The organism is Rathayibacter sp. AY1E8, from assembly GCF_002931415.1.
Classification (GTDB): Bacteria; Actinomycetota; Actinomycetes; order Actinomycetales; family Microbacteriaceae; genus Rathayibacter.
Map to the genome: position 1 here is coordinate 1 of NZ_PSVI01000079.1, position 10,817 is coordinate 10,817.

Consider the following 10,817-nt stretch of genomic DNA (forward strand, 5'->3'; position numbering starts at 1 on the left):
GCGGCTCCGCGTGCGGCGGGGCTCCGAGTCCTGAGGGCTCGGGATCGTGACGATCGTTCCCGGGGATGCCCGCGCTGATCCGCGCCCTGTGGAGGAGCGCCGAGCTCCTCGAGTGCGCCATCCGGATCGACTCCTCGGACCACGGCCGTCCGGCCTCCCCGGCAATAGCCCGCCGATGCGTCACCCCCCGTTAAGCCCGCGCGCCCCGCTTCCTCTGGCACTGCCGTCGCCCCGCCCGTAACCTGCGGATCGCCTGAGAACCGGACGCTCGATTCGCCCGCACTCGAAGAGGGGTGGCGGGCCGGGGCGGATCCCCTCGGGGGATATCACGAGGGCCGATCCGCGCGCCAGCCCTCGCAGAGAGGGCAGACGGGTCGCTGAGAGGAACGCTATCCCGTGCGGCGCCGGAGCGCACGCCTCACTTCGTTCGAGTGCTCTCAGGTCCAGTCGAGAGCGGAGCGCTCGGCCCAGTAGCGGGCCGGATCCACGGCGAGCGCCGGGAGGTCCGGGAGCTCCCGGGGCTGCGCGCGCAGGTTGGCCCGCAGCTGCTCCGGAGTCGCCGCGCCGCTCAGCACGACGTCGGCCCAGGGCTGCGCGAGGACGGCCCCCAGGGCGACGGCGTCCGGCGCGGCGCCGGCGTGCTCGATCGGGTGCGCCACGAGCCTCCCGTTGGCGAGGGCCTCCTTGACCACCACCAGCCAGCCGTCGTCGTGCGCGGCGGCGAGCGCCCGGCCCGCGGACTGCTCGAGCGGGTTCCAGGTGCTCTGGACCGCGCTGAACGGCGACTCCGGGATCGCGCGGGCGAGCTCGATCACGCGCGCCTGCTCGGGTCCGCTGGTGGAGAGGCCGACGCGCACTCCGGAGCCGGCGAGGCCGCGCAGTCGGTCCAGCAGCGGGCGGTCGGTGAGGGCCGGGCTCTCGGGAGTGATCGAGTGGACGAGGTAGGAGTCAGGCGCCGAGCCGAGCGCGTCGAGCGTGAGCGGCCACTGGCGGTCGAGCATCGCGATCGAGTGCTCCTTGCGCTCGTGCACCGGCGCATCCATCGCCCACCCGCCGACGTACTCGTAGCCCCACTTCGACTCGATCGTGAGCGCCGCCCGCCGCTCCGGATGCCGGGCGAGCCAGCCGCCGAGGAACTCCTCCGCCCGCCCGTAGGAGCGCGCGGCGTCGAGGAAGCGGACGCCGGCGTCCCACGCCGCGTCGAGCAGCAGGTGCGTGCGCTCCCGCAGCGCGTCGACGCTCCGCTCGGCCGCGGGGCCGAGGTCGTCGTCGCGCCCTGCCGTGATGTACGCCGGCCGGCCCACGGCCGCCAGCCCGATCCCGAAGCGCTGCATCCCGCCCACGGTACGCCCGTCCCGGAGCTGCGGCAGCCGCTAGCGTCGAGCGGTGACCTCCGCCCTCGACCGCAGCATCCTCCGGCTCGCCGTCCCGGCGCTGGGCTCGCTGGTCGCCGAGCCGCTGTTCCTGCTCACCGACTCCGCCCTGGTCGGCCATCTCGGCGCCGTCCCGCTCGCCGGGCTCGCGCTGGGCGGCACGGTGCTGCAGACGATCGTCGGCCTCATGGTCTTCCTCGCGTACAGCACGACTCCGCGGGTCGGCCGGGCCCTCGGCGAGGGCGACGAGCGGAGGGCCGTGGCGGCCGGGATCGACGGCGGCTGGCTGGCCCTGCTCCTCGGCGCCGGCATCGCCGTGGTGGGCGCGCTGACCGCTCCGGCCGTCGTGGCGCTCTTCGGCGCGGAGCCGGCGGTGGCCGAGGCGGGCGTGCGGTACCTGGCGGTGAGCATGGCCGGGATCCCCGCCATGCTCGGCGTCTTCGCGCTCACCGGGCTCCTCCGCGGCTTCCAGGACACCCGCACTCCGCTGGTGATCGCCGCCGGCGGATTCGCCCTCAACGCCGCTCTCAACGCCGTGCTGATCTACCCGGCCGGCCTGGGGATAACCGGCTCCGCGCTGGGGACGGTGATCGCGCAGTGGGCCATGCTCGCGGCCTACGCGGGAGTCGCGCTGCGGCTCGCCCGGAGGGTCGGCGCGCCGCTGCGGCCGCACCTCGCGGGCCTGGCCTCCTCCGCGGGATCCGGCGGCTGGATGCTGCTGCGCACAGCGAGCCTCCGCGCGGCGATCCTTCTCGCGGTCGCGACCGCCACCTCGCTCGGGGCGGAGGAGCTGGGCGCCTTCCAGGTGGCGATGACGCTGTTCTCGACGGTCGCCTTCGCCCTCGACGCGGTGGCGATCGCCGCGCAGGCTCTGCTGGGCCGCCTCCTCGGCGCGGGCGACGCCGAGCAGGCCCGCGCCGTTACGAAACGCTGCGTGACCTGGGGAATCGGTGCAGGAGTAGTGCTCGGAGCGCTGGTCACCGGTCTGAGCGGTGTCCTGCCGTACGTCTTCTCGAGCGACCCGGAGGTGCTGCGGCTGCTGCCCGCGGCGATCGCCGTCGTGGGCCTCACCGCTCCGCTCGGCGGCTACGTCTTCGTGCTCGACGGCGTGCTGATCGGCGCCGGCGACGGCCGCTACCTGGCGCTCAGCGGCCTCGCGAACCTCGCCGTCTTCGTCCCGCTCGCCCTGCTCACCCCCGCCGCGCCCGCCGAATGGCGCCTCCTCGCGCTCTGGCTCGCCTTCGCCGTCGGCTTCCTCGGCGCCCGCGCGGTCACCCTCGGGCTCCGGGTCCGCAGCGACGTCTGGCTCCGCTGATCGCGCACCTCCCCTGTGGAGAAGCCTGTGGACAACTCCGGTCAGCGCGGCGGAGCGCTGGTGTTCCCGCGGTGGAAGACGGCGTGGAAGCAGACCGCCTCCGCCTCCTCGTCGGCCAGGAGCGCGACCGCGGCCCGTCCCGCCGCACGGCCCTTCTCGACCGCGGGCTGGGCCATCGTCGTGAGGTCGTACTCGGCCGCGAGACCGGGCACCTGCACGCCGTCGAAGCCGACCACCGAGAGGTCCTCGGGCACGCGCAGCCCGCGCTCCTCCGCCGCGAGGATCACGCCCGCGGCCAGCAGATCGCTCTGCGCGACGACCGCGGTCGGCGGCTCCGCCCCCTCGAGCAGCGTGCGGCCCGCGGCGACGCCCTCGTCGACCGAGCTCGCTGCGGCGGCGACGACCGACGCGTCCGGGAAGACGTCCTGCACGCCGAGGAGCCGGTCGACCGGAGTGATGCTGGGGCTCGAGCGCCAGCCCGGCGGGATCGCGCCGCGGCGGCGGTCCTTCGCGAACGGGAGCGCGACCACCGCGACCCGCTCGTGGCCGAGCTCGCGCAGGTGCTCCGCGAGGGTCCGGCTGGCCTCGCGGTTGTCGAGCGAGATCACGGCGCCGCCCAGCTCCGAGAGGCCCTCGACCACGACGACCGGCACCCCCCGGCGGCGCAGCACGGCGACGGAGTCGTCGACCGACGGGCTGCAGCCGACCAGGATCATCGCGTCGACCGGGGCCGTCGCCAGCAGGCCCGCGCCGTCGCCGGTCTCGGTGAGCAGCAGGATCCCGGCGTCGACCCCGCCGAGCACGTCGGCGATCCCGTCGAGCATGGCGATCTTGATCGGGTCGCGGAACGCGTGCAGCATCCGCTCGTCCACGACGACCCCCACGATCCCCGAGCGGCCGCGGCGGAGCGAGCGCGCCCGCGGGTCGGGGCCGGCGTAGTCGAGCTCGGACGCCGCGCGCAGCACCCGCTCCTTCGTGGCCTCCGAGACGGGGCCGGAGCCGCTGAAGACCAGCGAGGCGGTGGAGGGGGACACTCCGGCCCGGCTCGCGACGCGGGCGAGCGTCGGCCGGGGGCTCTTGCGGGGTTCCACGTTCCTCCTAGTGGGGGCGGCGCACTCGTCGTCGGTTGACCGGCCCCGGGGTTCCGGATAGCTTAGACCGGCTCGCTTCGAATCGATTCGACCGTGCCTCTCGATCCGGTGTCCGGATCCCGCCCGCACCAGGAGAACCGCCATGACCTCGACGTCCGCGCTCACGCGCCCGCAGCTGGTCGCCTGGCGCAACGCCGTCTTCACGATCTTCGTCCTCAGCGGGATCTCGATCGCCACCTGGGTCTCGCGCACCCCCGCCATCCGCGACGAGCTCCAGCTCTCGACCGCCGGAGTGGGCCTGCTGATCCTCTCGATGTCGATCGGCGCGATCGTCGGACTCGCGTTCTCGACGCCGGTCATGGGCGCGATCGGCGCCCGGCGCGGCATGGCGCTCGGCCTCACCGTCTCGGCGGCGGGCCTCGCGGTGCTGGGCGTCTCGGCCGACGTCATCGGCGTCCTCCCCGCGGCCTTCGCCGGCATGGCGATGCTCGGCTTCGGCAACGGAGCGGTCGACGTGATGATGAACGTCGAGGGAGCGGCCAACGAGAAGGCCTTCGGCAAGACGCTCCTGCCGCTGTTCCACGCCTTCTTCAGCCTCGGCACCGTGGCCGGCGCGCTGATCGGCGCGGGCGCCTCCGCTCTGGCCGTGCCCGTCGCCGTCCACCTCGGCGCGATCGCCGTGGTGATCGCCGTGACCGCGGTGATCGCGATCCGCTTCGTCCCGGTCCGCGAGGAGCTCGACACCTCCGGCGCGGCGACCACGGTGAAGCCGCCGGTCCGCGAGCGCGTCGCCGCCTCCCTCGGCGTCTGGCGCGACGGCCGCCTCGTCCTCATCGGCCTGATCATGCTGGGCATGGCCTTCGCCGAGGGCTCCGCGAACGACTGGCTGACCCTGGCGATGGTCGACGGCCACGGCACCGACAAGACGACCGCCGCCGTCGTGTTCGGCGTGTTCGTCGCCGCCATGACCGTCGGACGCGTGATCGGTGGGCCCGTGCTCGACCGCTTCGGCCGCGTCCCGGTGCTGCGCGCCTCCGCCGGGCTCGCGATCGTCGGCATCCTGCTGTTCATCCTCGCCCCGGTCGACGCGCTCGTCGTCGTCGGCGCGGTCGCCTGGGGTCTGGGCTGCTCGCTCGGCTTCCCGGTGGGCATGTCGGCCGCGGCGGAGGGGCCGCACTCGGCCGCCCGCGTCAGCGCGGTGGCGATGCTCGGCTACGTCGCGTTCCTGGTCGGACCGCCGGCGATCGGCTTCCTCGGCGAGCACTACGGACTGCTGAACGCCCTCTTCCTGGTGCTGGCCCTGGTGGTCGTGGCCGGGCTCGCCTCCCCCGCCGCCCGCAGCCGGCGGAGCTGACCGCCCCGCTCCACGCGCCTCCGCAAGCCCCCGTGGGGCCCGGGCGCCCCGGCGCGCCTCCCCCTAGGCTTCCCAGGACGGCGGTGGAGGGGGAGCGGATGCGGTACCGAGCGCGCGACGGCGCCCTGCTCCACGTCGACGAGCACGGAGCCGGTCAGGGGCGGCCCCTGGTCGTCGTCCCCGGTGAGCCGGAGCGCCACCCCTCCTACCTCGGCTCGTTCGCCTCGATCGCCTGCACGCGCCGCGTCCTCGTGCTGCACCCGCGCGGAGTGGGCGGCTCCGCGGAGCTGCCTCCCGCTCCCCCGGCCACGACGGCCGCCGACGTGGAGGACCTGCGCCGCCACCTCGGCGTCGACGAGCTCGATCTCGCCGCGCACGACTCCGGCTGCCGCGCCGTCCTGCTCGCCGCCGTGGACGCGCCCGAGCGCGTCGCCCACCTGCTCCTGATCGCCCCCGGCACCGCCTGGCTCGGGATCGACGACCGGGCTGCCGGTCACACGACTCCCGCCGGCTCCGACGACACCGCGGCGATCCGCGACGCTCTGCAGCGCCTCGACTGCCCCGCGGTCGTCCTCGGCGGCGAGGACGATCCGGTGACGGGCGTCGCCGCTCTGGAGGCGCTCACCGCGCTGCTGCCGCAGGCGAGCCTGGCCGTCATCGAGTCGAGCGGCCACCACCCGTGGGCGGAGGCGCCGGCCGAGTTCGCGGTCGCGCTGCGCGCCTCGCTCTCGGTGCCGCCGCCCGCTCCTCCGCTCGGCCGCCGGCCTCCCGTCGCCGCGCGCTGAGCCGGGAGCCCGCCGGAGCCGCGCCGTCTATCCTCGACGGGTGCGTCTCGTCATCGCGCGCTGCTCCGTCGACTACACCGGCCGTCTCAGCGCCCACCTCCCGCTCGCCACCCGCCTCCTGCTCGTCAAGGCCGACGGGAGCGTCCTCATCCACTCCGACGGCGGCTCCTACAAGCCGCTGAACTGGATGAGCCCGCCCTGCACGCTGATCACGGGCGAGCCCGACGGGGAGGCGCGCGCCGCGGGAGTGACGCAGCAGTGGACCGTCGCGCACCGCAAGACCGGCGACGCTCTCGTCGTCTCGATCCACGAGGTGCTGCACGATTCGGCGCACGAGCTCGGCGTCGATCCGGGACTCGTGAAGGACGGAGTGGAGTCGCATCTCCAGCGCCTTCTCGCTGAGCAGATCGGCCTCCTCGGAGAGGGGCACACTCTCGTCCGGCGCGAGTACATGACCGCGATCGGCCCGGTCGACATCCTCGCCCGCGATTCCTCGGGAGCCGCCGTCGCCGTCGAGATCAAGCGCCGCGGCGAGATCGACGGAGTCGAGCAGCTCACCCGCTATCTCGAGCTGATGAATCGCGATCCGCACCTCTTCCCGGTGACGGGAGTCTTCGCCGCTCAGGAGATCAAGCCGCAGGCGCGGACTCTCGCCGAGGACCGCGGAATCCGCTGCGTGGTGCTCGACTACGAGGCCATGCGCGGCACCGACGACTCCCACACGCGCCTGTTCTGACAGGCACGGCGACAGGCACAGCGAAGACGCGGCGACAGGCACGGCGAAGGCCCCCGCGATCGGATCACGGGGGCCTTCCGCTCACCGGGCGCGAGGCCCGGGAATGCTGCGTCTCACCGGGCGCGAGACCCGGGAATGCGGCGTCTCACCGGGCCGAGAGCCCGGCGGCCGCTACTTGTGGGCGGCCTGGTAGGCGGCCTGGACCTCGGAGGGGATGCGTCCGCGGTCGGAGACGGGGTGGCCGTTGGCGTTCGCCCACTCGCGGATGGCCTTGAGCTGCTTGGGGTCGCTCTTGGAGGCGGTCGCGACGCTCGTGGCGGCCGCGGGGCGCGAGCCGACGCGGCGGGCGCTCGAGACGAACTTCTCGAGCGCCGAGTGGAGCTCGGCGATGTTGTCGGGGCCGAGATCGATCTCGTAGTTGGCGCCCTCGATGCTGAAGCGGACGGTACCGCCGTCACCGGAATCGATAAGGGTTCCGTCGATATCGTCGACAAGCGTGATCTTCTGGGCCACTTTTCCTCCTGGAGTTCGCGGGACCGGACTGTCTCGACCCGGACCGGAAGAGACATTACCCCCTTTCACAATCGAGTGCGCCATGAATGGCGCCATTCGTCCCTTTCTCGCGCCATGTCGAGGGGAATGTTCAGGATAAGCGGAGGCAATCAGGGCGGAATCGAGCTGTTCGCCACCAGCCGTCGAATAGAGGACACGGTGTCCGCAGACGGCCGTAACGATTCCGGACACCGATCGCGCGCATTCCCGGGAACCGGACCCGGCGATTCCGATCACGCCCCGGTCTTCGTTAGCGTGGAGTCATGGCACGACGAGGCGGACCCCCTGCACGCCCGGCGCGACCCGGTCCGTACCGCAATGCGGAGGCTCGGGAAGCACTGGAGGCGCTCGTCGCCGCTCCCACCGCCGAGGCCGTCGACCGGCTGCTCGAGGCCTGCCTCGACGGCTCCCTCGTGGTCGACGTCACGGGCTCCCAGCCCGGAGGCGTGCCGCACGTCCGCACCGTCGCGACGACCACCGGGGAGCAGGTCCTGCCGCTGTTCACCTCCACGGACGAGGTGCGCACCGCGGTCCCCCGGCAGCAGCATCCGCAGGTGCAGATGCTGGTCCTCCCCGGACGCGAGGCCTTCGCGCTGATCCGCACCGCCGACTTCGTCGCCGTGCAGCTCGACCCCGGCTCGATCGCCCAGGTCGTCACCCGTTCGTTCGTCGAACGGGCTCTGGACGCCGAACGGCCGTAGAGTGTGGCCCCCGGCGGGGCAGCGCCGGCGTCACCCCGTCCTCCGAGGTCAGGAGCCCGCCATGTCCGACACGACCCTCGCCGCCACCGGCCTCGACGCGCGCGCCGGCACCTGGTCCTGCATCCTGTTCGACCTCGACGGCACGATCACCGACTCGGCCCCCGGCATCACCGGCACCCTCGTCGAGACCTTCGTCGAGCTGGGCCGCCCCGTGCCCGCTCCGGCCGAGCTGCTGGCCTACGTCGGCCCTCCGCTGCTCGAGGCGTTCCGCGAGCTCGGCGGGATGACCGTCGAGGAGGCGCAGGCCGCGCTCGTGGTCTACCGCCGCCGCTACAACGCGGGCGGGCTGTTCGACTCCTCGGTCTACCCGGGGCTGCCCGAGGTGCTGGCGCGCATCGCCGAGGCCGGCGTGCCGCTCTCGCTCGCGACCTCCAAGCCGGAGTCGGCGGCCACGCGCATCCTCGAGCACTACGGACTGGCGCAGTACTTCACGGTGATCTGCGGCGCCTCCGAGGACGAGGTCCGCAGCGCCAAGGCCGACGTCGTGGAGGAGGCGCTGCGCCGGCTCCGCGAGCTCGGCGTCGACCTCTCGGCGCCGGTGATGGTGGGCGACCGTGAGCACGACGTGCAGGGCGCCGCCGCCCACGGCGTGCCGACGATCATGGTCGAGTGGGGCTACGGATCGCCGCTCGAGGCGGTCGGGACGATCGCGCTGGTGTCCGGCGCCGAGGAGCTCGCGGACCTCCTGCTCCCGTGACCTGCGTACGATGAGGGCATGACTGGTCTGGGCGTCGTCCTCTCGTTCGTGCTGTTCCTCGGCGGGATCCTCGTTCTCGGCAACTCGTTCCTGCTGCCCGACATCGCCGGATTCCTCTTCGTCGGCGGCATCCTGATGATCTCGGGATCGCTCGCCGTCGCGTTCCACGTCCTGCCGAAGTCGCAGTAGCCGGGTCGCTCTGAGCGGCCGCCTCCGCGGCTCGCCGCTCCGCTCAGCCCAGCGTGCTCGCGTCGAGGTTGATGACTGCATTGATGTAGACCGCCTCGCCGGCTCCGGCGATCGTCGGGTTCATCCGGAGCAGCTGCTGCACCGGGATCCCGAAGCGCTGCGCGATGTCGAAGAACGTGTCGCCCTGCACCACGGTGTAGCTCACGATGTCCCCCTCCCCGTCGCGGGTCGGCTCGCCGTTCGCCCCGGGAACCGCGCCGTTGTCGACCGCGAAGGCGGTCTCGGGGATGTCCGGTGTCGCGTTCGGCGTGAAGGTGACCGTCGCCTCGGGGACCGGCGCGAAGACCGTGGCCGTCGCTTGCGGGAGCGCCGCCGTGACGGTCGGGTCCGGCACCGGAGTCGGCGTCGCCGTGGCGAACACGGTGACCGTGACCGTGGGAGCCGGAGCGGGCGCCGAGCACCCCGCGAGCGCGAGCACCCCGGCCAGTGCCGTCGCTCCGATGACCGTCCTGCGCATGTCCCCCGCCCTCCGCGCGCCCCGCGGCGCCCGCTCCACCATAGGAGACGGGGCGGCCGGGGGCACGTGCGCTGTCGCAGGAGGCCGGTGCTGCGGATCCACCGTCGTGCGGGGAGCTCCGCGGTCGTCCGGGCCGGGTCGGCCTCACCGGGACCGGGTCAGGACGGGGGCTCGGGGAGCAGGCGCAGCCCGCCGCCGCTGTTCGCCGCGTCCATCAGGAGCTCGACCCAGGTCGGGTTGATCGTCGGCTGCCGGCTCCCAGCGAAGTGGAACTGCAGGGCGATGTTCGGGTTCATCCAGAAGGAGTGGCGGCCGCGCGCGCCCTCGGGCATCGAGTCGAGGGTGAGGCTGAAGCGCTCGTCGCGGCGGAACTTCGCGTAGATCACGATCTGGAGGTGGGCCAGGGTCCGGTCCTCGATCTCGATGACGGCAGGAGGAGTGCCGTAGAGGAATTGACCCATGCCGCCAGACTATAGGCCCCTCGGCTTATTACTAGTCAGTCTAGCTATTTCGCCGCGGAGGGTTCCGCCGGGTCGGCTTCGTCCGTATCGTGCCCGTCGCCGTGCTCCGCGTCGATCTCGTCGACGGCCGCGCTCATCCGGCGGAGGAAGTTGACGACGACCTCGGCCTCGGGGGCGTCCAGGTCCTCGGCGATCTCGAGCATCCGGCGGTGCATCTCCTGGAGCGTGGCGCGCACCTCGTCGTCGCTGTCGACGGTCGCCTCCACGACGATCCCGCGCCGGTCGGTCGGGTTGGGCTTGCGCACGAGGTGGCCGCTGCGGACCAGGCGGTCGATGAGGACCGTGGTCGACGCGGACGAGATGGAGAGGTGCGAGGCCAGATCCTTGCCGGTCACCAGCTCGCCCTTGCGCTGCTGGCGGAGCAGGTACTGGATGGCGATCAGGTCCGTCTCGCCCATCGCCATCCGCTCGCGCGTGCGGCGGCGCATGGAGACCTCGGAGACGCGGTACGTGCGCATGGCGCTCAGCACCTCGACCGCACGCCGGGTGGACGACTCGTCCGGGTACCAGTACCCGGCGCCGCTCCGCAGGCTCGTGTCGCTCATCCGCACATCCTAGACCGGCTGATCACCAGGCCGTCTAGCGAGTCGCCCGCGCCTACGCTGGACCGGTGACCGCCACCCTCGTCGCCAAGGGCCTCTCCGGAGGCTATGCGCACCGCACCCTGTTCGACGGACTCGACCTGACGGTCGCCCCCGGGGACGTGGTGGGCGTCGTGGGGGCGAACGGAGCCGGCAAGTCGACGCTCCTGCGCATCCTCGCGGGCGAGACGGCTCCGCTCGGGGGCTCCGTCGTGCTCGCGCCGGGCGACGCCTTCGTCGGCTGGCTGCCGCAGGAGCACGAGCGCCGCGAGGGCGAGACCGTGGCCGGCTACATCGCGCGCCGCACCGGCTGCGCCGAGGCCTCCGCCGAGCTCGACGCCGCCG

At 73.3% G+C, this 10,817-nt stretch carries 14 protein-coding genes; 8 read left to right on the forward strand and 6 right to left on the reverse strand.

Annotation, left to right across the window (positions count from 1 at the left end; translation table 11 throughout):
• Nucleotides 1-437: 437 nt before the first annotated feature.
• Complete coding sequence (locus C5C74_RS15865; protein WP_104351872.1) at nucleotides 438-1,334, reverse strand: aldo/keto reductase; 897 nt, start codon at nucleotides 1,332-1,334, stop codon at nucleotides 438-440.
• A gap of 52 nt (nucleotides 1,335-1,386) precedes the next feature.
• Between C5C74_RS15865 and C5C74_RS15870 the strand changes: the two genes are divergently transcribed.
• Complete coding sequence (locus C5C74_RS15870; RefSeq protein ID WP_104351871.1) at nucleotides 1,387-2,688, forward strand: MATE family efflux transporter; 1,302 nt, start codon at nucleotides 1,387-1,389, stop codon at nucleotides 2,686-2,688.
• Between the two features lie 41 nt (nucleotides 2,689-2,729).
• Here the strand turns inward: C5C74_RS15870 and C5C74_RS15875 are convergent, their stop codons facing one another.
• A complete protein-coding gene (locus C5C74_RS15875; RefSeq protein ID WP_258064213.1) occupies nucleotides 2,730-3,779 on the reverse strand; it encodes a LacI family DNA-binding transcriptional regulator in 1,050 nt (349 codons plus the stop codon).
• Between the two features lie 142 nt (nucleotides 3,780-3,921).
• Between C5C74_RS15875 and C5C74_RS15880 the strand changes: the two genes are divergently transcribed.
• From C5C74_RS15880 to nucS, 3 genes are all read left to right on the forward strand, one after another.
• Nucleotides 3,922-5,133: an MFS transporter gene (locus C5C74_RS15880; protein WP_104225755.1), complete on the forward strand. Its 1,212-nt coding sequence runs from the start codon at nucleotides 3,922-3,924 to the stop codon at nucleotides 5,131-5,133.
• Nucleotides 5,134-5,231: 98 nt separating this feature from the next.
• Complete coding sequence (locus C5C74_RS15885) at nucleotides 5,232-5,918, forward strand: alpha/beta fold hydrolase (protein WP_104308166.1); 687 nt, start codon at nucleotides 5,232-5,234, stop codon at nucleotides 5,916-5,918.
• Nucleotides 5,919-5,958: 40 nt separating this feature from the next.
• Entirely contained in the window at nucleotides 5,959-6,654 is a 696-nt protein-coding gene (gene nucS / locus C5C74_RS15890; RefSeq protein ID WP_104225757.1) for an endonuclease NucS, read from the forward strand.
• Between the two features lie 171 nt (nucleotides 6,655-6,825).
• Here the strand turns inward: nucS and C5C74_RS15895 are convergent, their stop codons facing one another.
• The gene (locus C5C74_RS15895) at nucleotides 6,826-7,167 is read right to left on the reverse strand and encodes an Lsr2 family protein (protein WP_104222624.1); all 342 of its coding nucleotides are present in this window, start codon (nucleotides 7,165-7,167) and stop codon (nucleotides 6,826-6,828) included.
• A 302-nt stretch (nucleotides 7,168-7,469) separates the two neighbouring features.
• On the opposite strand from C5C74_RS15895, the gene C5C74_RS15900 reads away from it, so the two are divergent.
• The 3 genes from C5C74_RS15900 (at nucleotide 7,470) to C5C74_RS17570 (ending at nucleotide 8,853) form a co-directional block, all read left to right on the forward strand.
• Nucleotides 7,470-7,907, forward strand: a complete 438-nt coding sequence (locus C5C74_RS15900; protein WP_104262595.1) for an SseB family protein — start codon at nucleotides 7,470-7,472, stop codon at nucleotides 7,905-7,907.
• 61 nt (nucleotides 7,908-7,968) lie between these two features.
• Nucleotides 7,969-8,664 (forward strand): HAD hydrolase-like protein, encoded by a 696-nt coding sequence (locus tag C5C74_RS15905; protein WP_104222626.1) that lies wholly within the window; start codon nucleotides 7,969-7,971, stop codon nucleotides 8,662-8,664.
• An 18-nt stretch (nucleotides 8,665-8,682) separates the two neighbouring features.
• Complete coding sequence (locus tag C5C74_RS17570) at nucleotides 8,683-8,853, forward strand: hypothetical protein (protein WP_159911733.1); 171 nt, start codon at nucleotides 8,683-8,685, stop codon at nucleotides 8,851-8,853.
• Between the two features lie 43 nt (nucleotides 8,854-8,896).
• Here the strand turns inward: C5C74_RS17570 and C5C74_RS15910 are convergent, their stop codons facing one another.
• From C5C74_RS15910 to C5C74_RS15920, 3 genes are all read right to left on the reverse strand, one after another.
• Entirely contained in the window at nucleotides 8,897-9,370 is a 474-nt protein-coding gene (locus C5C74_RS15910; RefSeq protein WP_104222627.1) for a LysM domain-containing protein, read from the reverse strand.
• A gap of 158 nt (nucleotides 9,371-9,528) precedes the next feature.
• Nucleotides 9,529-9,831: an ATP-dependent DNA ligase gene (locus C5C74_RS15915; RefSeq protein WP_104225758.1), complete on the reverse strand. Its 303-nt coding sequence runs from the start codon at nucleotides 9,829-9,831 to the stop codon at nucleotides 9,529-9,531.
• 44 nt (nucleotides 9,832-9,875) lie between these two features.
• Nucleotides 9,876-10,436, reverse strand: coding sequence for a MarR family winged helix-turn-helix transcriptional regulator (locus C5C74_RS15920; protein WP_104256423.1), 561 nt, complete (start codon nucleotides 10,434-10,436; stop codon nucleotides 9,876-9,878).
• 65 nt (nucleotides 10,437-10,501) lie between these two features.
• Here C5C74_RS15920 and C5C74_RS15925 point away from each other — a divergent pair.
• Nucleotides 10,502-10,817: ATP-binding cassette domain-containing protein (locus tag C5C74_RS15925; RefSeq protein ID WP_146083096.1), on the forward strand; the 316-nt coding region annotated here is incomplete at its 3' end.